The organism is Enterobacter sp. ECC-019, from assembly GCF_043974075.1.
GTDB classification, from domain to species: Bacteria; Pseudomonadota; Gammaproteobacteria; order Enterobacterales; family Enterobacteriaceae; genus Enterobacter; species Enterobacter asburiae_D.
On sequence record NZ_CP143759.1, the window covers coordinates 111128 to 134253 of the forward strand.

Annotated in this window: 20 protein-coding genes; 12 read left to right on the plus strand and 8 right to left on the minus strand. The window is 55.6% G+C overall.

Annotated elements, in window-relative coordinates:
• Positions 1–72: 72 nt before the first annotated feature.
• Positions 73–999 (plus strand): HTH-type transcriptional activator AaeR, encoded by a 927-nt coding sequence (aaeR, locus tag V1566_RS00555; RefSeq protein WP_395304798.1) that lies wholly within the window; start codon positions 73–75, stop codon positions 997–999.
• Positions 1000–1135: 136 nt separating this feature from the next.
• Positions 1136–1750: a YagU family protein gene (locus V1566_RS00560; RefSeq protein WP_395304799.1), complete on the plus strand. Its 615-nt coding sequence runs from the start codon at positions 1136–1138 to the stop codon at positions 1748–1750.
• A 48-nt stretch (positions 1751–1798) separates the two neighbouring features.
• On the opposite strand, the gene tldD is transcribed toward V1566_RS00560, so the two are convergent.
• From tldD to csrD, 8 genes are all read right to left on the minus strand, one after another.
• Complete coding sequence (gene tldD, locus V1566_RS00565) at positions 1799–3244, minus strand: metalloprotease TldD (protein WP_121424795.1); 1446 nt, start codon at positions 3242–3244, stop codon at positions 1799–1801.
• Between the two features lie 84 nt (positions 3245–3328).
• Positions 3329–7132, minus strand: a complete 3804-nt coding sequence (gene yhdP / locus V1566_RS00570) for an AsmA2 domain-containing protein YhdP (protein ID WP_395304800.1) — start codon at positions 7130–7132, stop codon at positions 3329–3331.
• 42 nt (positions 7133–7174) lie between these two features.
• Positions 7175–8644, minus strand: coding sequence for a ribonuclease G (rng, locus tag V1566_RS00575; protein WP_010436156.1), 1470 nt, complete (start codon positions 8642–8644; stop codon positions 7175–7177).
• Positions 8634–9227, minus strand: a complete 594-nt coding sequence (locus V1566_RS00580) for a nucleoside triphosphate pyrophosphatase (RefSeq protein ID WP_032639757.1) — start codon at positions 9225–9227, stop codon at positions 8634–8636. The genes rng and V1566_RS00580 overlap by 11 nt, the downstream gene beginning before the upstream one ends.
• 9 nt (positions 9228–9236) lie before the next feature.
• A complete protein-coding gene (gene mreD, locus V1566_RS00585) occupies positions 9237–9725 on the minus strand; it encodes a rod shape-determining protein MreD (protein ID WP_023309399.1) in 489 nt (162 codons plus the stop codon).
• Positions 9725–10741, minus strand: coding sequence for a rod shape-determining protein MreC (gene mreC / locus V1566_RS00590; RefSeq protein ID WP_023309400.1), 1017 nt, complete (start codon positions 10739–10741; stop codon positions 9725–9727). The genes mreD and mreC overlap by 1 nt, the downstream gene beginning before the upstream one ends.
• A 62-nt stretch (positions 10742–10803) precedes the next feature.
• Entirely contained in the window at positions 10804–11847 is a 1044-nt protein-coding gene (gene mreB / locus V1566_RS00595; RefSeq protein ID WP_000913396.1) for a rod shape-determining protein MreB, read from the minus strand.
• A gap of 282 nt (positions 11848–12129) precedes the next feature.
• Positions 12130–14070, minus strand: a complete 1941-nt coding sequence (gene csrD / locus V1566_RS00600; protein WP_395304801.1) for an RNase E specificity factor CsrD — start codon at positions 14068–14070, stop codon at positions 12130–12132.
• A 183-nt stretch (positions 14071–14253) separates the two neighbouring features.
• Between csrD and V1566_RS00605 the strand changes: the two genes are divergently transcribed.
• From V1566_RS00605 to V1566_RS00650, 10 genes are all read left to right on the plus strand, one after another.
• A complete protein-coding gene (locus tag V1566_RS00605; RefSeq protein WP_395304802.1) occupies positions 14254–15228 on the plus strand; it encodes an MDR family oxidoreductase in 975 nt (324 codons plus the stop codon).
• Positions 15229–15305: 77 nt separating this feature from the next.
• Positions 15306–16307: a protein-methionine-sulfoxide reductase catalytic subunit MsrP gene (gene msrP / locus V1566_RS00610; RefSeq protein ID WP_121424800.1), complete on the plus strand. Its 1002-nt coding sequence runs from the start codon at positions 15306–15308 to the stop codon at positions 16305–16307.
• Positions 16308–16907: a protein-methionine-sulfoxide reductase heme-binding subunit MsrQ gene (msrQ, locus tag V1566_RS00615; RefSeq protein WP_395304803.1), complete on the plus strand. Its 600-nt coding sequence runs from the start codon at positions 16308–16310 to the stop codon at positions 16905–16907.
• Positions 16908–17141: 234 nt separating this feature from the next.
• The gene (gene aroQ, locus V1566_RS00620) at positions 17142–17594 is read left to right on the plus strand and encodes a type II 3-dehydroquinate dehydratase (RefSeq protein ID WP_063143608.1); all 453 of its coding nucleotides are present in this window, start codon (positions 17142–17144) and stop codon (positions 17592–17594) included.
• 21 nt (positions 17595–17615) lie between these two features.
• Entirely contained in the window at positions 17616–18077 is a 462-nt protein-coding gene (gene accB / locus V1566_RS00625; protein WP_010436174.1) for an acetyl-CoA carboxylase biotin carboxyl carrier protein, read from the plus strand.
• A gap of 10 nt (positions 18078–18087) precedes the next feature.
• Positions 18088–19437, plus strand: coding sequence for an acetyl-CoA carboxylase biotin carboxylase subunit (accC, locus tag V1566_RS00630; RefSeq protein WP_010436177.1), 1350 nt, complete (start codon positions 18088–18090; stop codon positions 19435–19437).
• A gap of 108 nt (positions 19438–19545) precedes the next feature.
• Positions 19546–19788, plus strand: a complete 243-nt coding sequence (locus V1566_RS00635) for a YhdT family protein (protein WP_063143609.1) — start codon at positions 19546–19548, stop codon at positions 19786–19788.
• Positions 19778–21229, plus strand: a complete 1452-nt coding sequence (panF, locus tag V1566_RS00640; protein WP_032650448.1) for a sodium/pantothenate symporter — start codon at positions 19778–19780, stop codon at positions 21227–21229. The genes V1566_RS00635 and panF overlap by 11 nt, the downstream gene beginning before the upstream one ends.
• Before the next feature lie 11 nt (positions 21230–21240).
• Positions 21241–22122 (plus strand): 50S ribosomal protein L11 methyltransferase, encoded by an 882-nt coding sequence (gene prmA, locus V1566_RS00645; RefSeq protein ID WP_395304804.1) that lies wholly within the window; start codon positions 21241–21243, stop codon positions 22120–22122.
• Between the two features lie 128 nt (positions 22123–22250).
• A complete protein-coding gene (locus V1566_RS00650) occupies positions 22251–22991 on the plus strand; it encodes a carbonic anhydrase (RefSeq protein ID WP_395306037.1) in 741 nt (246 codons plus the stop codon).
• Positions 22992–23126: the final 135 nt, after the last annotated feature.

The window sequence follows — 23126 nt, forward strand, 5'->3', positions numbered from 1 at the left end:
AATATATTAACGTAACTGTTATGCTGTTATCTATAATATGTGATCTAAATCACTTTTAAGCCAGAGTGAACAATGGAACGTTTAAAACGCATGTCGGTCTTCGCCAAAGTGGTTGAACTGGGCTCGTTTACCGCCGCAGCCCGCCAGCTTCAGATGAGCGTCTCATCCATCAGCCAGACGGTGTCCAAACTGGAAGATGAGCTTCAGGTCAAGCTGCTCAACCGCAGTACCCGCAGCATTGGGCTGACGGAGGCGGGTAAAATTTACTATCAGGGCTGTCGCCGCATGCTGCTTGAAGTGCAGGATGTTCACGAACAGCTCTATGCCTTCAACAACACCCCCATCGGCACGCTGCGCATCGGGTGTTCTTCAACTATGGCACAAAATGTTCTTGCTGCCATGACCGCGGATATGCTGAAAGAGTACCCTGGGCTTACCGTCAATCTGGTGACGGGTATTCCGGCGCCGGACCTGATTGCCGACGGGCTGGACGTTGTGATCCGCGTCGGCGCGTTGCAGGATTCCAGCCTGTTCTCGCGCAGGCTGGGCAGCATGCCGATGGTCGTCTGCGCCTCGAAAAGCTATCTGGCGCAGTACGGCGTTCCGGAGAAACCCGCCGATCTCACCAACCACTCGTGGCTGGAGTACAGCGTGCGGCCCGATAATGAATTTGAGCTGATTGCCCCGGAAGGGATCTCCTCCAAACTGCTGCCGGAAGGACGGTTTGTCACTAACGATCCGATGACCATTTCGCGCTGGCTGGTGGCCGGGGCCGGGATCGCCTACGTGCCGTTAATGTGGGTGATCAACGAGATCAACAGCGGCGTGCTGGAGATCCTCTTCCCGCGCTACCAGTCCGATCCGCGTCCGGTGTACGCCCTGTATACCGAAAAAGACAAACTCCCGCTCAAGGTACAGGTGTGTATTAACTATCTGACCGAATATTTTGTGGACGTGGCGGAGCTGTTTCAGGGGATGCGGGGAAGAAGGAAGGAATAGCTAATTGGCGCTAATTGACACTACAGCCACTAGCCCTTTACTTTATAAGCAGTCTGATATTCAGACTGTTATTTATTTGTTGCTGATTTGAATAATAAAATGTATTCCGCAGGATGACGTTAAACAAGGAAAAGAAATGAATCTATTTGAACAAACACCGCCTTCACGCAGGCGCTATGGGCTCGCCGCGTTCATCGGTTTAATTGCAGGGATTGTCTCCGCTTTTGTCAAATGGGGAGCCGAAGTGCCGCTTCCGCCACGCAGTCCGACTGATTTATTCACCGGCGCATGCGGGCCAGAGCAATTAATAAGAGCTGCCAGCCAGATTGACTGCTCACGAAATTTTTTAAACCCTCCCTATGTATTTTTACGCGACTGGCTGGGCGTCGTCGATCCTAACGCGGCGGTTTATACATTTGCCGGGCATATATTTAACTGGGTCGGCGTAACACATATTATTTTCTCAATCGTGTTCGCTGTAGGTTATTGTGTAGTGGCTGAAGTCTTTCCGAAAATTAAACTCTGGCAGGGTTTGCTGGCAGGTGCGTTAGCTCAGCTCTTTGTGCATATGATCTCCTTCCCTCTGATGGGGCTAACGCCACCGCTGTTTGAGCTGCCGTGGTATGAACACGTGTCAGAGATCGCGGGCCATCTGGTCTGGTTCTGGTCGATCGAAATCATTCGTCGTGATTTGCGTAATCGCATCACGCACGAGCCAGATCCGGAGATACCGCTGGGTAACTTACGTTAAAAAAAAAGGCGCTACATCAGTAGCGCCATTTTTTTATGCAGGGTCAGGTCAGGCTGTGCCGCCCACCGTCAGGTTGTCCACTTTCAGCGTTGGCTGGCCCACGCCAACCGGCAGGCTCTGGCCCTCTTTACCGCAGACGCCCACGCCGTTATCCAGCTTCAAATCGTTGCCGACCATGGAGATCTGCTGCATGGCTTCAATACCGGAGCCAATCAGCGTCGCACCTTTCACCGCTTTGGTCACTTTGCCTTTCTCGATCAGATACGCTTCTGACGTGGAGAAAACAAACTTACCGGAGGTGATGTCCACCTGTCCGCCGCCAAAGTTTGGCGCAAAGATACCGTAATCAACGGATTCGATAATCTCCTGCGGCGTGGATTTGCCCGGCAGCATGTAAGTGTTGGTCATACGCGGCATCGGCAGGTGCGCGTAAGATTCACGGCGTCCGTTGCCCGTCGGCGCTACGCCCATCAGGCGCGCGTTGAGTTTGTCCTGCATGTAGCCTTTCAGCACGCCGTTTTCGATCAGCACGTTGTACTGGCCTGGCGTACCTTCATCGTCGATAGCCACCGAGCCGCGGCGATCAAGCATGGTGCCATCATCCACCACGGTGCACAGCTCCGAGGAGACAAGTTGCCCGATCTGACCGCTGAACACGGACGTCCCGCGACGGTTAAAGTCACCTTCCAGACCGTGGCCCACCGCCTCGTGCAACAGCACGCCCGGCCAGCCAGCGCCCAGCACCACCGGGAATGAGCCCGCCGGCGCCGCAACGGCATTCAGATTCACCAGCGCCATGCGCACGGCTTCTTTTGCCCACGCGTCAGCGCGTGCTTCACCGTCAACGTCGCCCAGGAACCAGTCATAGCCGAAACGACCGCCGCCGCCGCTTGAGCCGCGTTCGCGTTTACCGTCGTCATCAACCTGCACGCTGATGGAGAGACGCACCAGCGGACGAACATCTGCCGCCAGGGTACCGTCCGTTGCCGCAACCAGAATCAACTCATACACACCGCTCAGGCTGGCAGAAACTTCCTGCACGCGTTTGTCCGCCGCGCGGGCGACTTTGTCCACGCGACGCAGGATATCCAGCTTCTCTTCACGGCTCATGCTCTGCAGCGGATCGATACTGGTATAGAGCGCAGAGTGCTGTACTTCTCCCAGAGTTTTCACGCGACCATCGCCGGTATCACGCACAATGGTACGCGCGGCCTGTGCGCTCTGCTCAAGTGCGGTGAGGCTAATCTGATCAGCATAGGCAAAACCGGTCTTCTCGCCGCTGACGGCACGGACGCCGACGCCCTGGTCGATGTTGTAAGAACCATCTTTGATGATGCTGTCTTCTAAAACCCAGGATTCGTGATAGCTCGACTGGAAATAAAGGTCGCCGTAGTCGAGACGGCGTTCGGTCAGTTGACCAAGAATGGAGAACAGGTCCTGATGGCTCAGGCCGTTCGCTGCGAGCAAATGTTCACTTACCAGGTTCAGACTCATCGTATTGCTACTCGTTCGTTGCCGCCCGTGGCGGTATAAAGATCGTATTTATTGAGAGTGAGGCAATTACCTGCCCACGTCAAATCATTGCTGTGCTTCTTTGCGCGGCTGGCGCAGCACCTCGTTGATCTGCGGTTTATCTACCGGGCCGGTAATGCGGTAGCGCAGAATAGAGACCTTGCTCCAGAGTGGCCCCAGCACTTTACTGGCGGCAAATACCGCCGCACCGACAATCGGGTTCACCACAAAGGCCGCCGCAACGCCCACGCTTGCGGAAATTTCCGGTGCCACCACGGCTTCCATATCCAGCTCGCGACGCACGAGGTTGACGGAGCCTTTCATGGCGATATCCGCTTCCAGGCCATCCACCAGCGTGTCGTCCGTATGCATAACGCCGTCCTTGATCCACGCCGTACTGCGGATGGAATCGTAGTAGAAACCTTCGTTGAAGGTATCGCTGAAATCGAAGCGCAGCTTGCGCAGCAACGCATCAAAACTCAGCAGGCGCAGGATCTGCCCGGCACGTCCCGTGCTCACGTCGGCAATTTCACCTTTGCCAAGGTGGGTTTTCAGAATGCCGTTCAGCGAGGCTTCATCCGGCTTCCACGGGGCGTCACGCCAGTGAAGATCGTAATTAACGTTAAATGACGAGCCGCGCAGCGGCGTACTGACACCAAAGAAATTAGCTGCCGCGTCCAGTTTATTGCCTTTAATGTCGCCTTTCAGGGATGTTCGCTGCTCGCCCGGGTTATTCACCCATTCCCCTGCGGCCGTCATGCGGCCAAAGCCGGTATCAACCAGGCCGCCGGAGAGCGTAAGCGTATTTCCCTGGATGGCAAAATCACCGTCGATACGGCCATATTTTTGCCCCCACAGCCAGCACTCCGCACAGCGCAGCTGGAGATCGGGCCAGCCGCTAAAATCGACGCGGGTGGTATGACTCAGCGGCGATATCTCTACCGGTTTGTCTTTACCGCTCGCGGCGGCTGCCGGGTTGTAGTAGAGATAGCGAATAGCCGCCTGCCACGGCGCGTTATTGCGCATGGTCAGCGTACCGTTGATCTCTCTGCCCTGGGCCTCCACCTTCGTACCGTTAGCGCCAGGCTGCGAGACAATGCTCAGGTTGTTCCACTGCTGTCCACCCAGCATCAGCGACGGCGTACGTACGGTAATGGCTTGCGGGAACTGGGCGGTTTCATCAACGTTTTGCCCAACACCTTTCTGGAACAGCGCCAGCCACTCTGCACCGTCCATCGGCGGGAGATTCAGCTCAATGCCCGGCTGCTCCGGCAAAGGCGGCGTGGAGCGGCTATCCGTTGTCCAGATGGCTTTGTCGAGGGTGAGCTTGCGGTTAAGCAGCCAGCGGCTGTTGAAGTGGTTTGTCCCACCCGCGCTGCCGGTCAGCTCGAAGCTGCTGAGATTGCCATCGACGTTCAGCTTTACCGGCAGCGGCTGTCCGGACTGTTTATCCAGCGGCGCAGGCAGCTGGCTCTGCAGGTTTTTCAGATCGCCCGTGATGTCGACCTTATACCGGGCACCCGCGTGATAAGGCAGGTCGATTGCCACTTTCCCCTGCCAGGCGACCGCCCCCTCCACTGACGCCTCAATGGGCTTCGGCAGGACGTCCATACGTGATGGCTGCCAGTTACCGTCCAGATTGACGGCCACCTGATAAGCCTTTTCACCCTCGGTGGTCGTGAAGTCAATATTAACGGGCTGATTAAACCAGCTGGCCGTAAGCGGCTCGCTCTTCAGGTTACCGTTATCAAAGCTGAACTGTCCGCTGAGATTTTTCAGCGTGCTCTCAAGGGGCTTGATGAACAGGCTGTTGTTCTTCAGACGGACATCACCTTTGGCGGTGGTCATCTCCCCGTCCAGGGGGATATCAAGATGTAAGCGAGCATTCACATCGCCATCAAGCTGCAGCTGCTGAAGCGTTGCCGCCAGCGACTCTTTCAGCGGCGTCTCCTCAAAGTACGGTCCCACCGCGTTGCCCGGACCGTTGATATCGGCATCAATCAGCAGCTTCTCTTTTGAGTAGTCCGGGATGTTGGCCGTCAGGTTGCTGGCCGTCACGCCGCCCAGCGCCACGCTGTCGGACTTCATCCATAGTCCGTCATTGAGGAAGTTGAGTTCGATGTCCAGGTCTTTCAGCGCGGGCCAGCCGGGCTGGAAAGCGAAGGTCGCGTTATGCAGCGGCACCAGCACCTGGAACTGGCCTTCATTATGTTTGTACGGGAAAAGATGCGGATTACCGCCGTAGACCAGCGTGGCATTGTCCGCCTGACCGCCCTGAATCGCGCCGCTGAGATAGTCTACCAGGGCTTTTCCCATCAGGTTTTCCGGGAAGTAGCGCCAGGCCTGAGAGCCGTCGTCGGTGCTGATCCCGGCCAGAATACCCAGCCACGGCTCATCACCTTCAGGCTGCATATAGCGGAAATCGCCGCGCGCGTGCACCGCTTTGGCTTTCACATCGATATGGCGGCCATCAAGCTGGAAACCCTTGTCGTTACGGAGCCAGTTAAGCACCGCGCTGCCCTGTTCGATTTCCAGCGGCGCGCGGAAGACCGTTTCGTAAGGCATTTTGGCGTCGTGCATATCAACCGTCAGCCTGCCGTTTTCCACGCTGCCTTCCAGCTTACCGCTAAAGTGTTCCGCCCCCGGCAGCAGCTTCCACTGCTTCCAGGCAAGATCTTTCCATGTGGCCTGAAAGCGCGTTTTTTCCGTCGCCTGAAGCGGGATGTCCAGCCCCAGAGCATCGATCGTCCCGCTCGGCTGCGTTGCCAGCCAGATCTCGCCCAGATCCGGAGAGAGCTTTGCCGCCATCGAGCGCAGGCCTTCAATGGCTGCCAAATCCAGGTTGCTGGCGCGGATGCGCAGCTCGTCGCTGCGTTTACTGGCCGCGCCGCCAACGTCCTGCTCCGGCATCCAGGCCAGCGTCAGCGCACCGCGCGGCCACGGCTTGCCGTCCATAGTGATGCGCGTGTCCGGAATAGCAAACTGCCAGCCCTCTTTCTCCTGCGTCACGTGCGCGGTGAGGTTATCGACGGAAAGCTGATGCTGCTGTTTTTCGCCTTTCCAGCTTGCGCCCCCCTGCTTGAGCCAGATATCGCCGCTGGCAAATTCGCCTTTGGTCAGGGTCAGCCAGCCTTCAAGGCTGAAGCGGGCAGTCTCCAGCTGCATATTTTGCTGGATCCAGTCGCCCAGCCACGGCTTCACGTCTACATCGTCGGCCTGCAGCCAGACTTTGCCGTTGTTTAACAGGCCGTCATCGTCCCGCAGATCCATGCGCACCTGCATCACGCCGTGCTGGCCGTTCAGGCTTGAGAGATTGACCTGCCCCTCGGCGCGGTGACGTTCTTTACCGTTGAGCCAGGTCAGCTGAGGGATCGCCAGTTCGGCGCGCTGGCCGGAAAGGGTAATAAAGCTCACTTCGCTGTCGCGCAGATCGAAATGATCGAACTGGCGGAGGAAAAGATCGCTGAAGCGGTTGGCTTCAAGACCCTGACCGCTATCACCGCCAGACAGCGGCGTATTGGTCAGGAACTGGAGTTGATAAAAGGTAAGATCGCGAAACTGCCAGCGCAGATGCAGCAGGCTTTGCCAGACGTCCAGCGCCAGGGTTACGCGTTTGATTTTCAGGTAGCCGCCATCTTTCAGGCTGGCATTGATATCCCGGACATCGAGCGTCGGGCCAAAATTCTGCCAGTTAGCGCTTATCTGGCTTACGTTCACCGGCACGCCGGTGGTGGATTCGATTTTAGCCAGCAGCTGCGGACGCCAGCTGTCCAGATGCGGTAATACGAGGCGTAGCCCGCTCACGAGCAACGCGACAATCACGACCAGCGTTGCCCCTGTAAGCAATAAAATCCCCGGCAATCGCCTCACGCATCTCTCCTTGTCAGCTTTCGTCACGCAGCTTACTGCGTCTTACATCATCACGACGTCAAACTGCTCCTGGTTATAGAGCGGTTCAATTTGTACTTTTACCTGTTTGCCGACAAAGATTTCCACTTCCGCCAGCGCGTGTGACTCTTCGCCTTTCAGCGCTTCAGCCACCGCAGGGGAAGCATAGACCAGAAAACGATCGGAGTCGTAGGCATGATGGACACGAACGATTTCGCGCATAATTTCATAGCAGACGGTCTCAACCGTCTTTACCGTTCCGCGTCCATGGCAGGTTGGGCATTCATTACACAGCACATGCTCAACGCTTTCACGGGTACGCTTACGCGTCATTTCCACCAGCCCCAGCTGCGAGAAGCCGTTGATGCTGGTTTTCACGCGATCTTTACTCAGCGCCTGCTCAAGCGAGTGCAGCACGCGGCGACGATGGTCTTCATTACTCATATCGATGAAGTCGATGATGATAATGCCGCCCAGATTGCGCAGACGAAGCTGGCGCGCAATCGCCTGCGTGGCTTCGATGTTGGTGTTGAAGATGGTGTCATCCAGGTTGCGATGGCCGACAAACGCGCCGGTGTTGATATCGACGGTGGTCATCGCTTCGGTCTGATCGATGATCAGATAGCCACCGGATTTCAGTTCTACCTTACGCTCCAGCGCACGCTGGATCTCGTTTTCGACATCATAGAGATCGAAGATCGGCTGACGCCCTGAGTAATGCTCCAGCAGGCCGGGCATCTCAGGGATATATTCGGCGGTAAACTCCAGCAGGGCTTCATAGGTCAGGCGAGAGTCCACGCGAATGCGGTCAAGCTGCGCATCAGCAAAGTCACGCAAAACACGTTGAGCAAGCGCCAGTTCACCGTAAAGCTGGTAGCGGGTCTGGTTGCGTTTTTTACGCTCCATCACCTTGGTCCAGACGCGCTTCAGGTAAGCCGCATCCGACGCCAGGTCTTCTTCGCTGATCCCTTCCGCAGCGGTACGGATGATAAACCCGCCCTGCTCATCGCAGTAGGCGCTGACCACTTTCTTCAGACGCTCGCGCTCGGTTTCGCTCTCAATACGCTGCGAAACGCCCACGTGCGACGCGCCGGGCATAAAGACCAGGTAGCGGGAAGGTAAGGTGATGTCGGTGGTCAGACGGGCGCCTTTGGTACCGAGGGGATCTTTCACCACCTGCACCATCAGATCCTGTCCCTGACGTACCAGTTCAGAAATATCGCGCACGGCAAACTGCTTTTGCTCTTCGCCGGCGACGCACTCGGTGTGCGGCATGATATCGGAGGCATGTAAAAATGCCGCCTTATCCAGTCCAATATCTACAAAAGCCGCCTGCATACCCGGTAGTACACGACTGACACGACCTTTGTAGATATTGCCTACTATTCCGCGCCGTGCTTCACGCTCAATATGAATTTCCTGAAGAATGCCACCATCAATATAGGCCACTCGGGTTTCCGATGGCGTTACGTTTACCAACAATTCAGCCGTCATAATTATCCCTTCCCTCACGCAGTGAGTTAAAATTGCTCAGCAACTCATACGTTTCCACCAGCGGTAAGCCGACTACGGCGTGATAGCTGCCATTAATCTTCCTGACAAAACAGCCACCCAGCCCCTGAATACCGTATGCACCTGCTTTATCCATTGGTTCACCGCTGGCAATATAAGCGGCAATGTCGTCGTCGGTAAGTACTCTGAACGTCACTTCTGTCACCACCAGGCAATCCAGCACATGCTGGCTGTCAGCCAGCGCGACGGCCGTCATCACCTGATGCGTATGTCCGGACATTTTGCGCAGCATGCGCGCCGCATGATCGGCGTCGCGCGGTTTCTCAAGCACTTCACCGTTCAGAATCACGATGGTATCTGCTCCCAGCACGGGAAGATCGCGTGGCACACTGGCCACGCCCGCCTGCGCTTTCTCGCGCGCCAGGCGAGACACATACTGTTGAGCGCTTTCGCCCTCAGCACGTTTTTCTTCAATGCCGGTAACGATGCGTTCAAAAGAGACCCCTAGCTGCGTCAGGAGTTCCTGACGGCGCGGGGAGCCAGAAGCGAGATACAAAGACGTCATAGAAACCTTTTATTGCACAGCAAACTGCTGGCGAACCTTACGCATCAGCAGGAATAACCATGGCCAGAGCACACCGTTTACTACACTACTCCAGAACACTTCCGGTCGGAAAGAGACGTTGATCACTAAAAACTCTGCCCAGAAAACAACGATATCCGCAGCGAGCGACAATAGCATCACCACCAGGGCCTGTTGCCAGAGCGCAAGGTTACGAAAGAGCTGGAATTTGAGTGCGACGAGGTACGCAATAATGCTCATGGACAAGGCGCGCACGCCAAGCGTAGAGCCGCTAATGAGATCCAGTATGGCACCCATCACGAAACCTGTGCCGACATTTACGCGATGCGGCAGGGCAAGGATCCAGTAGAGTAAAATGAGCAATACCCAGTTTGGCCGGAAAACGAGAATGTCATCCGGCCAGGGCATCACTTGCAGTAACAGTGCAATGAGAAACGAGAGCCAGATGACCCAGCGTCCCTGGCTACGATAGCTTGCCACTACTGCCCTCCCGAAGAGAGTTTAGGCGGTGGCGGCGCATCCGGCAGCGGCTGCGTTAACCCGGTTGCCGGCGCCGGTACTGGCGCAGGCGGCCCCATGGAATCCGCTGGCGGGAGGACCTGCGGCATCATCTGCATCAGGCGCTCATTCGCTACACGATGCACCTCTTCAGGCGTCATCGGATTAGCACCGTTACGATCGGCGCCCCACAGCAGCAGCAGATAGCGCAGACGCTGCAAACCGGCGGTTGGACGCGCCTGAATCACGGTATAGGCACGTTGAGTATCCAGTTTGACCGAAGAGACCACCGCAACCGGATAGCCTTCAGGGAAGCGTCCACCCAGACCGGACGTCACCAGCACGTCGCCCACGCGAATATCCGTGTTAGCCGGCAGGTGTTCAAGCTGCAGGTCGTCCGTACAGCCGTTACCGGCCGCAATCACGCGGATGTCGTTGCGCAGGACCTGGATGGGCAGCGCATGCGTGGCATCGCAAATCAGCAGCACGCGGCTGGTCAGTTTGGCCACGGCAACAACCTGGCCCACGACGCCTTTATCACTGATAACAGGCTGACCTTCATACACCCCGTTCACGCTCCCTTTGTCGATCACAACCTGATCGCTATAAGGGTCGTTTACGGTGGAGATCACCTGCGTCACCATTTTTTGCTCATCCTGACGCAGCGGCGAGCCGAGCAGTTCACGCAGACGCGCGTTTTCCTGCTTGTATTGCCCCAGCATCAGCAGTTCGCTGTTTTTGAGCAGCAATTCCTGACGTAATGCCCGGTTTTCGAGTTCGAGTTGGTCACGCGAAGACAACGTTTGAGAAACGGAGTCGAGCAGTTCACGGGGACCATTTGAAACAAAGTAGAAAGGACTGACGGCGGTATCCATGTACGTTCTGATCTGGCTGAACGTACCGAGGCGGCTATCGGCAATAATGACCCCAAGCGCAACCAGAACCGCCAGGATGAGGCGAAACTGTAGCGATGGGCCACGGCTAAAAATTGGCTTCATAGGCTATGCGTATTCTCGCGTCAGAGAGAAAGGGTAGCAAATTGCTACCCTCTCAAACTCGACTACTCTTCGCTGAACAAATCGCCGCCGTGCATGTCGATCATTTCCAGCGCCTTGCCACCACCACGGGCGACGCAAGTCAGTGGATCTTCTGCAACTACGACAGGAATACCTGTCTCTTCCATTAACAGGCGGTCGAGGTTACGCAGCAGCGCACCACCACCGGTCAGAACCATACCGCGCTCGGAGATATCAGATGCCAGCTCTGGTGGACACTGTTCCAGCGCAACCATTACCGCGCTCACGATGCCCGTCAGTGGTTCCTGCAGTGCTTCCAGAATTTCGTTGGAGTTCAGGGTAAAACCACGTGGAACCCCTTCCGCCAGGTTACGGCCACGCACTTCGATCTCACGCACTTCATCGCCCGGATACGCAGAGCCGATTTCGTGTTTGATACGCTCTGCGGTGGCTTCACCGATCAGAGAGCCGTAGTTACGGCGCACATAATTAATGATGGCTTCATCGAAGCGGTCACCACCGATACGTACGGAAGAGGAGTACACCACGCCGTTCAGAGAAATAACGGCCACTTCAGTGGTACCACCACCGATATCCACCACCATAGAACCGGTAGCTTCGGAAACAGGCAGGCCAGCACCGATAGCCGCAGCCATTGGCTCTTCAATCAGGAACACTTCACGTGCACCAGCCCCCTGGGCAGATTCACGGATTGCGCGACGTTCTACCTGGGTTGCGCCAACCGGCACACACACCAGAACACGCGGGCTTGGACGCATGAAGCTGTTGCTGTGAACCTGCTTGATGAAGTGCTGAAGCATTTTTTCAGTCACGAAGAAGTCGGCGATAACGCCGTCTTTCATTGGGCGAATGGCGGCGATGTTGCCAGGGGTACGACCCAGCATCTGCTTCGCGTCATGACCCACAGCGGCCACGCTTTTCGGCGAGCCCGCACGATCCTGACGAATGGCCACAACGGAAGGCTCATTCAATACGATGCCTTGTCCTTTTACATAAATAAGGGTATTCGCGGTACCCAGGTCAATGGACAGGTCATTGGAAAACATGCCACGAAATTTTTTCAACATACTAAGGGATAATCCTGAAAGCTGGGGCGGAAAACAAAATCCGCTTACTTTACCAACCACACGCAGCAGCGACAAGGCGCAAAAATCATCTGCAACGGTGAAAATTTGTGCAGTACGTTTCCTGATGTTACAAAATCATCCCCTGACTCCCTCAGGGCTGAATAAACAGTAGCGTTCCCCACTGACGTTTGTAACCCGTTACAGGTCGTTCACTGGCTTTTTGCTCGACATACTCAAAGCTACAGGCGCGATATTCTACGTGAAAACAGCGTAAACGGCAGGTCAAACAGAGTATCTTTGCAAATATTTTTTCACGTTGGTGTCAAGCGGTTGAGAGGCAGCAAAAAAATCCCCCTGCCCCCCCATCACACCGCGCTCTGTTAACATCTGCCATTCGCTTCTGGAGCGCACGCCCGCGGCAAATACTTGTGTTCGCGTTCCCTTGCATGCTTCTACCAGACTCTGTACCAGCAGCTGGTTTTCCGTACGCTTCTCAATATTCCTTACCAGCCCTGGATGTAGCTTTAATAACTCCACATCCAGCTCCTTGATCCAGTTGGTACTGACCAGCGTTAAACCTGCCTGCGTCACCGCTACACGTGCACCCAGCGCATTGATCAAACGTACCACCGGACGTAACCGGCTGATGTGTTGACCTACATCGGCCTCAGCAAGTTCAAAAATAATGTGTTTGCGTTGCGATTTTTCGCATTGCATTAATGTATCACGTAGCCAGCGCTGAAAACGTGGGCGTATTAACGACTCCACGGTGACCTGTAACGCCAGGTTTTCTTCAGGCCAGAAGGATAAAAACGGAATCAGCCGGGTAATTTGCTGGCGGTCATACTCTTCGGACAGGCCAAATTGCAGCACCATCGGCAGATATTCCGCAGAGATAACCTCTTCCGTACCGTCAAAAATACGACACATCAGTTCACGGTGATGAACATTGCCGTTTTTCATGACCGCGGGTTTTTGATAAATACGTGGCCCGCCGCGGCTGAGCATTTGCTCAATCAGCGTTCGCCAGCGCACGTTGCCGCGCCCTTTTTCCGGCAGTGAGTCATCATAAACCGCCCACCCGTTCGCCCCCTGCAACACGGCGTTACGGGTAGCGGCTTCCGCATGCTCCATCACCTGTTCTGTGGATTGTCCGCCACGCCAGGCGCAGATCCCCATGTGAACCATATCGTCCCTGTCGAGCATTTTGCTCTGCGGCAGCGCATCCACCGCCTTCAGCAGCTGGCTGGCGATGCTTTCCGACTCCTTCAGCGTGCGATGAGGCAACAACACGGCAAAGTCGCTGCGGTGATAGCGGGCCAGCAGCGCGCCCGGGTAGCGCATAATAAAGGTGGAGAGCAGGTTGATTAGCGTAAAGAGGTTTTCTTCCGCGACCCGCTGTCCCCAGGTGTCGCGCAGGAGATCGAAATCGGGCAGGCGAATCATCATCACCACCCCGTGTGTCCCCACTTTTTCTGAATCGTCGAGCAGCGTGGCGAGCTGATTATCAAAGAAAAGACGGTTGTTAAGGCCGGTTTTATTATCCTGAGCCGCATAAGAGCGGATCAGCGTATCCATACGGCTGCGCTGGTCGCTGGCAAACTGGATTTCGGAGAGCAGGGTATCCAGCGCGCTGCTGGCGCGCGACGGCCACTCGTGGACGGAGCCACGCACCTGCGGGCCGCGTTCACCGTTAAGGATCCGTACAGAGCGCATCTCGAGCAGCTCCTGTCCGGAGAGCTGGCGGCGCAGCCAGCGGACCGCAAGAAAGATCAGCAGGACGATAAACGCAACGGCGACGGTGAGCGGCGCGGTGGTCATCATGGAACGGAAATAGCTCGCCATCGGATCAAGGTAGACCATGTGTATGGTCATCCCCGGATTTTTAAGGGAGTGCACCGTCACGTCCCGATACTGGCTCACCACGCCCGCGGGGCGGTAACTTCCCGGCCGTTCATGGCTTAAAACACGGTGCTTTCCCTGCTGAATATCGATCTGAACGATATCAACAGGTACCATCAACTCATCGAGTTCACGGGAGAGCACCGGTAGCGGCGTCGTCAGCAGCCGCGTATCAATCACCGATGCAACAGACTGTACCCGGTTAATCAGCTTGTCCTGAATGGCGGTGTAAAAGCTCAGGGAGCAGCCCAGAAGCGTGACAAAAATGGTAAGCCCCGTCAGCAAGGTGATAAAAGCCGAGAACTTCGTCGTTAATCGCATCCTTGAGATTACTCCGTGGGTTGATGGGGTAGCGAGTAAGCGCTAACTTGCATTTCAAATGCGGCATACTACCAAATCGGATGTATCTGGCAATTTATTGCGTTAAATCGGCACTGCGTTTCCCTGAGCGAGTATAGTCTTCAGAAATTATTTTCCAATCATATGAGTCGAGAGGACCCCCGTATGCAGGCTTTGATCTTAGAACAGCAGGACGGCAAAACGTTTGCCTCAGTGCAGGCGGTTGAAGAGAGTCGCCTGCCGGAAGGCGAAGTAACCGTCGACATCGACTGGTCCAGTTTAAATTATAAAGATGCGCTGGCGATTACCGGTAAGGGTAAAATCATCCGAAATTTCCCTATGGTGCCAGGGATTGATTTCGCGGGCCGGGTTCATGCCAGCGAAGATCCGCGTTTCCATGCGGGTCAGCAGGTACTGCTTACTGGCTGGGGCGTCGGTGAAAATCACTGGGGCGGGCTGGCAACGCAGGCGCGCGTGAAGGGTGACTGGCTGGTGCCAATGCCGAAAGGTATGGATGGCCGCAAGGCGATGATCGTCGGTACGGCAGGCTTTACCGCCATGCTGTGCGTGATGGCGCTGGAAGATGCGGGTATCCGCCCTGAGTCAGGGGAAATTGTCGTCACCGGCGCCAGCGGCGGCGTGGGCAGCACGGCGGTCACGCTGCTGCACAAGCTGGGCTATCAGGTCGCTGCGGTTTCCGGTCGTGAAAGCACCCATGACTATCTGCGCCGGCTCGGTGCCAGCCGCATTCTCAGCCGCGATGAATTTGCCGAAACCCGTCCGCTGGAAAAACAGGTTTGGGCAGGGGCGATAGATACCGTCGGTGATAAGGTGCTGGCAAAAGTCCTGGCGCAGATGAACTATGGCGGCTGCGTGGCAGCCTGCGGTCTGGCGGGCGGATTTGCCCTGCCAACCACCGTGATGCCATTTATTCTGCGTAACGTACGCCTGCAGGGTGTGGATTCTGTGATGACCCCGCAGGCCCGTCGCCATGAAGCCTGGGAACGGTTGGTGCGCGACCTGCCGGAATCGTTCTATACCCAGAGCGCAACGGAGATAACCCTCAGCCAGGCACCGGAATACGCCAGTAAGATCATGGACAACCAGTTCCACGGTCGTGCGCTGGTGAAAATCGCCTAATCTTCAAATTTTCGTGACATATTCGCGCGAATCCCTCTCCTCCGTCATGCTTAGAAAAACGCATGACGGAGGATGCCATGAAAAACCGAAAACTGACGGAAGCCGACGTAACGTCTGAGTCTGTCTTTATGTTACAGCGCCGCCAGATCCTGAAAATGCTTGGCATCAGCGCCACTGCCCTGACGCTCTCTCCGGCGGCACACGCCGACCTGCTCGACTGGTTTAAAGGCAACGATCGGCCTAAGGCCCCTTCCGGCGCCCCGCTCACCTTTACCAAACCCGCCCAATGGCAAAACAAACTGACGCTCACGCCGGAAGATAAAGTCACCGGCTACAACAACTTCTACGAATTTGGTCTCGATAAGGCCGATCCTGCCGCGAACGCGGGAAGCCTCAAAACTGACCCGTGGACGCTAAAGATTGATGGTGAAGTGGCGAAACCCCTGACGCTGGACCACCACGATCTCACCACCCGTTTCCCGCTCGAAGAGCGTATCTATCGCATGCGCTGTGTGGAAGCGTGGTCGATGGTGGTGCCCTGGGTCGGCTTCCCGCTGCATAAACTGCTGGCGATGGTTGAGCCCACCAGCAACGCAAAATATGTCGCTTTCCAGACGCGCTATGCGCCGGACGAGATGCCCGGACAGAAAGATCGGTTTATCGGCGGCGGGCTTGAGTATCCGTATGTGGAAGGGCTACGTCTCGACGAAGCCATGCACCCCCTTACCCTGCTGACCGTCGGCGTTTATGGCAAAGCGCTTCCGCCGCAGAACGGAGCCCCCATCCGTTTAACCGTACCCTGGAAATATGGTTTTAAAGGGATTAAATCTATCGTCAGCATTAAGCTTACCCGCGAACGGCCGCCAACCACCTGGAATCTGGCGGCCCCGGACGAATACGGCTTCTTCGCCAACGTGAACCCGCACGTGGATCATCCGCGCTGGTCGCAGGCAACCGAGCGGTTTATCGGTTCCGGCGGTGCGCTGGACGTAAAGCGCCAGCCGACGCTGCTGTTTAACGGCTATGCGGATGAAGTGGCCTCGCTTTACCGTGGTCTCAATTTACGGGAGAACTTCTGAGTGCGTTTAACGGCAAAACAGATTACCTGGCTGAAAGTGCTGCTGCACCTGGCCGGGCTGCTTCCTTTTATATGGCTGTTCTGGGCCGCCAGCCAGGGGCTCTTTAGCGCAGACCCGGCGAAGGATATCCAGCATTTTACCGGTCGGATGGCTCTGAAATTTTTGCTGGCTACCTTGCTCGTCTCGCCGCTGGCGCGCTACGCTAAACAGCCATTATTGATTCGCACCCGTCGGCTGTTGGGGCTATGGTGTTTTGCCTGGGCGACGCTGCACCTCACCAGCTATGCCCTGCTGGAACTGGGAATTAACAATCTGGCGCTTCTTGGCCGCGAACTGGTGACGCGCCCTTATCTGACGCTGGGTATTGTGAGCTGGCTGATTTTACTGGCGTTAGCGCTGACATCCACGCAATATGCGCAGCGAAAACTGGGCAGGCGCTGGCAGCTTCTGCACAACTTCGTCTATCTTGTCGCGATCCTCGCCCCCATTCATTACCTGTGGTCGGTGAAGATCCTCTCCCCGCAGCCGGTCCTTTATGCACTGGCGGCCGTGGCGCTTTTAGCATGGCGTTACAAGAAGTTCCGCCAGTGGTGGCGATAGTTCGCGAAACTGTGCGTTTTCCCGCAGATTCCCCGTCAACCGCAAATCTTTTTCGGATAGCGGTTGATTATCTTCCCTGATAAGACCAGTATTTAGCTGCTAAATGCTACGAAATCGTTATAATGTGCGACCTTGGTTCGCCTGACAGCGGTTTTAAGCCTCTGAAAAGGTGACATTTGCGTTTCGAAGGTATATTTTGTTTTTTACCCGAAAATCGCAGGAGATAGCGGCATAATGACTGATAAGTTCCACATCTTAGTTTTGAACGGACCGAACCTGAACATGCTCGGCACCCGTGAGCCAGAGAAGTACGGCACGCTAACATTGGGTGAAATTGTTAACCGTCTGGGAACGGAAGCAGCGTCACTGAATGTGGATTTGGATCATTTTCAGTCGAATGCGGAGTACGCACTCATCGACCGTATTCATCAGGCTAAAGACACTGTGGACTATATCCTGATCAATCCGGCCGCGTTTACGCACACCAGTGTTGCTATCCGCGACGCACTGCTCGCGGTGAGTATCCCGTTTATCGAGATCCACCTGAGTAACGTGCACGCCCGAGAGCCGTTCCGCCACCACTCGTATCTGTCAGATATCGCTGCTGGCGTTATCTGTGGACTGGGCGCTGACGGCTATTCATACGCTTTACAGACAGCGGTAAAACGCTTGTCACAATCACACTAAACAAGAGTACGGAACCCACTCATGGATATTCGTAAGATTAAAAAACTGATCGAGCTGGTTGAAGAATCAGGCATCTCCGAACTGGAAATTTCTGAAGGCGAAGAGTCTGTACGCATCAGCCGTGCAGCCCCAGCCGCTAGCTTCCCGGTAATGCAGCAAGCTTATGCTGCGCCAGTGCAGCAGCCTGCGCTCTCCGCAGCCGTTGCGCCAGCAGCTGAAGCCGCACCTGCCGCTGCAGCAGAAATCAGTGGTCACATCGTACGTTCCCCAATGGTTGGTACTTTCTACCGCACCCCGAGCCCGGACGCGAAGGCGTTCATCGAAGTGGGTCAGAAAGTCAACGTAGGCGATACCCTGTGCATCGTTGAAGCGATGAAAATGATGAACCAAATCGAAGCAGACAAATCAGGTACTGTGAAAGCGATTCTGGTCGAAAGTGGTCAGCCGGTTGAATTTGACGAGCCGCTGGTCGTCATCGAGTAACGAGGCGTACATGCTGGATAAAATTGTTATCGCCAACCGCGGCGAGATCGCACTGCGTATTCTTCGTGCCTGTAAAGAACTGGGCATCAAGACCGTCGCTGTGCACTCAAGCGCGGATCGCGATTTAAAACACGTATTGCTGGCGGATGAGACGGTCTGTATTGGCCCGGCTCCGTCCGTAAAAAGCTATCTGAACATCCCGGCTATCATCAGCGCCGCTGAAATCACCGGCGCGGTGGCAATTCATCCGGGTTACGGCTTCCTCTCTGAGAACGCCAACTTTGCTGAGCAGGTTGAACGCTCTGGCTTCATCTTCATCGGCCCGAAAGCCGACACCATTCGCCTGATGGGCGACAAAGTGTCAGCTATCACCGCGATGAAAAAAGCCGGTGTTCCAACCGTGCCAGGCTCTGACGGCCCTCTGACCGACGACATGGATGCTAACCGTGCTCATGCTAAACGCATTGGCTACCCGGTTATCATCAAAGCGTCCGGCGGCGGCGGCGGTCGCGGTATGCGCGTTGTGCGCAGCGATGCTGAACTGGCGCAGTCCATCTCCATGACCAAAGCAGAAGCGAAAGCCGCTTTCAGCAATGACATGGTGTACATGGAAAAATACCTGGAAAACCCACGCCACATCGAAATTCAGGTGCTGGCTGACGGTCAGGGTAACGCGATCTATCTGGCAGAACGTGACTGCTCCATGCAGCGCCGTCACCAGAAAGTGGTCGAAGAAGCGCCAGCACCGGGTATTACCCCAGAGCTGCGTCGCTACATCGGCGAGCGTTGCTCCAAAGCGTGCGTCGATATCGGCTATCGCGGTGCAGGTACCTTTGAGTTCCTGTTCGAAAACGGCGAGTTCTATTTCATCGAAATGAACACCCGTATTCAGGTTGAACACCCGGTTACCGAAATGATCACCGGCGTTGACCTGATCAAAGAACAGCTGCGTATCGCTGCAGGCCAGCCGCTGTCCATCAAGCAGGAAGAAGTTGTGGTGAAAGGCCATGCGGTAGAGTGCCGTATCAACGCCGAAGACCCGAACACCTTCCTGCCAAGCCCGGGTAAAATCACGCGTTTCCACGCGCCGGGTGGCTTTGGTGTGCGTTGGGAATCTCATATCTACGCCGGTTACACCGTACCGCCGTACTATGACTCAATGATCGGCAAGCTTATCTGCTATGGCGAAAACCGTGATGTGGCGATTGCCCGCATGAAGAACGCCCTGCAGGAGCTGATCATCGACGGTATCAAAACCAACGTTGATCTGCAGATGCGCATTATGAGCGACGAGCACTTCCAGAATGGTGGAACCAACATCCACTATCTGGAGAAAAAACTCGGTCTGCACGAGAAGTAATACAGCATCTTTGCGAAAAGGCCGGATTATCCGGCCTTTTTTATTTCTGGGGCCAGGAAAGCCTCATCATGTACAATCCCCGCTTTCTTCATCCACAAGGGACAAAAAATGGACAAACGTTTTGTTCAGGCCCATAAAGAAGCGCGCTGGGCGCTGTGGCTGACCCTTCTCTATCTCGCTGCATGGTTAGTGACTGCTTACTTACCAGACTCAACCACAGGCATAACCGGCCTGCCGCACTGGTTTGAAATGGCGTGTCTGCTGGTGCCGCTGATTTTTATTTTGCTCAGCTGGCTGATGGTGCGCTTTATCTTCCGCGATTTCCCGCTGGAGGACAGTGATGCAAACTGAAATCATCACCGTACTGGTTGTCTATTTGATCGTGGTATTTGGTCTCTCTTTCTATGCCATGCGCAAACGCAGTACCGGATCGTTTCTGAGCGAATATTTCCTCGGCAGCCGTTCGATGGGTGGGTTTGTGCTGGCAATGACGCTGACCGCCACCTACGTGAGCGCCAGTTCGTTTATCGGCGGGCCGGGAGCCGCATACAAATACGGCCTGGGCTGGGTATTGCTGGCCATGATTCAGGTGCCCACAATCTGGCTGTCGCTGGGCATTCTGGGCAAAAAATTTGCCATTCTCGCCCGTCGCTATAACGCCATTACGCTGAACGACATGCTGCAGGCGCGTTATCAGAGCCGCGCGGTGGTCTGGATTGCCAGTATCAGCCTGATTGTCGCCTTCGTTGGCGCCATTGCCGTTCAGTTTATTGGCGGCGCGCGCCTGCTGGAAACGGCAGCGGGTATCAAGTACGAGACCGGGTTGCTCATCTTCGGGATCACGATTGCGCTGTACACCGCGTTTGGCGGTTTCCGCGCCAGTGTGCTGAACGACACCATGCAGGGCATGGTGATGCTGATAGGCACCCTGGTGCTGCTGGTTGGCGTCATCTACGCGGCCGGCGGGTTACACAATGCGGTGCAAACGCTGGAACAGATTGATCCTAAGCTGGTCAGCCCTCATGGTGCTGACGATATCCTGACGCCCGCGTTTATGACCTCCTTCTGGGTGCTGGTTTGCTTTGGGGTTATCGGTCTGCCGCATACCGCCGTGCGCTGTATCTCCTATAAAGACAGCAAAGCCGTTCACCGCGGGATTGTGATTGGTACCGTCGTTGTCGCCCTTCTGATGCTGGGCATGCATCTGGCGGGCGCGCTGGGTCGGGCCGTATTACCTCACCTGACCGTGCCGGATCAGGTGATCCCTACGCTGATGGTGCAGGTTCTACCGCCGTGGGCCGCCGGGCTGTTCCTTGCTGCACCGATGGCGGCAATCATGTCCAACGTTAACGCGCACCTGCTTCAGGCTTCCGCCACCATCATCAAAGATCTGTGGCTTAGCGCGCGTCCGGCTAAAATGCATAATGAGCAGAAGCTTAAACGCATCTCAACCTGGACCACGCTGGTGCTCGGCATTCTGATGATGCTCGCCGCATGGCGTCCGCCGGAGATGATCATCTGGCTGAACCTGCTGGCATTTGGTGGGCTTGAGGCGGTATTCCTGTGGCCGCTGGTGTTAGGGCTTTACTGGGAACGCGCAAACGCGGCGGGCGCGCTGAGCGGCATGATCGTCGGCGGAGTGCTGTATGCCGTCCTCGCAACGTTTAAGATTCAGTACCTGGGCTTCCATCCGATTGTGCCTTCGTTACTGCTAAGTTTACTGGCGTTTGTGGTGGGGAACCGTTTCGGTCAGCCCGTCCCACAGCCCGCTATGATTTCTACTGATAAATAAAGAGTTTTGCCATGCCGTGGATCCAACTAAAACTGAACACAACCGGCGCTAACGCCGAGGAACTGAGCGATGCGCTGATGGAGGCCGGCTCGGTCTCCATCACCTTCCAGGACACGCATGACACGCCGGTCTTTGAGCCGCTGCCGGGCGAAACCCGCCTGTGGGGCGATACCGACGTTATTGGCCTGTTTGATGCCGAAACCAATATGAAAGAGGTTGTCGCGATTCTGGAGAATCATCCTCTGCTGGGCGCGGGTTTTGTGCACAAAATCGAACAGCTGGAAGACAAAGACTGGGAACGCGAGTGGATGGATAACTTCCACCCGATGCAGTTCGGCAAACGTCTGTGGATCTGCCCAAGCTGGCGCGACGTCCCGGACGAGAATGCGGTCAACGTGATGCTCGACCCGGGCCTGGCGTTTGGTACCGGCACTCACCCAACCACGTCCCTGTGCCTGCAGTGGCTGGATGGTCTGGATCTGGACGGTAAGACAGTGATCGACTTCGGCTGTGGATCCGGGATCCTCGCGATTGCAGCCCTGAAACTGGGCGCGGCAAAAGCCATCGGGATCGATATCGATCCGCAGGCGATTCAGGCCAGCCGCGATAATGCCGAGCGTAACGGCGTCTCCGATCGTCTGGAGCTGTATCTGCCAGATGCTCAGCCAGACGCCATGAAAGCCGATGTGGTGGTCGCAAACATTCTGGCGGGCCCACTGCGCGAGCTGGCCCCGTTAATCAGCGTGTTGCCCGTTGAGGGCGGTCTGCTGGGGCTTTCCGGTATTCTGGCGAGCCAGGCCGACAGCGTATGTGAAGCCTATGCCGATCTCTTTGCCCTTGACCCGGTAGTGGAAAAAGAAGAGTGGTGTCGCATCACCGGCCGTAAAAAATAAGCAATTGGCGTGGTCATCTGACCACGCCTCTCTCCCTCTGATAATCCTCTCTCCCCCGTTCATTCTTCGGTAAAATAACCCTACAAATCACATTGATTTGTATTACAAAAATTCACCGGAAGAATATGATGAAACACATTACAGGCAAGGCAGCGCTGCTGGCGCTGAGCATGATCTCGGCTTCAGCATTCGCATCACACTGGAGCTACGAAGGGGAAGGTTCGCCGGAACACTGGGGCGAGCTGGACGAGGCATACAAGACCTGTCAAAGCGGAATGAACCAGTCTCCCATTAATATTGATTCGACCGCTAACGCCCATCTCCCCCCGCTACAAACCCACTACGTTGATGGCCCTGTTACGCTGACAAACAATGGCCATACCATTCAGGCAAGCGAACAGGCTGACACCCGCGATACCCTCACTCTTGATAAGCAAACCTGGACGTTACAGCAGTTCCATTTCCATGCGCCGAGCGAAAACACCGTTCATGGCAAGAAATATGCGATGGAAATGCATCTGGTTCATAAAAATGCCAGTGGAGAACTCACGGTGGTAGCGGTCATGTTTGATAAAGGGGCCGCAAACCCGGAGCTTGAGAAACTGTGGCGCGCTATGCCTCAGCAGGCCGAGCAGAACGTCTCCATTAAACAGGATCTTAATCTGAATAAGCTGCTGCCAAAAGATAAAACGTACTGGCGCTTTAGCGGTTCACTGACCACTCCTCCGTGTTCAGAAGGCGTCACCTGGATTGTACTTAAGCAGCCCCTGACGGTTTCTGCGGAACAACTTGATAGATTCACCCATACAATGCACCACGATAATAACCGTCCGGTACAGTCGCTGCATGGGCGCGTTGTGGTCGAATAAGACGCATTTTTCGCATGACGATCATGTTCTAAAATGCGACACAGATCGCAAAGAAGTGGGGAAATCTGCTGCTAAAAACAGCAGATTATCCCGCTTCAGCGAAGCATTTATTCAGAAATGATGAGAAGTTACGGG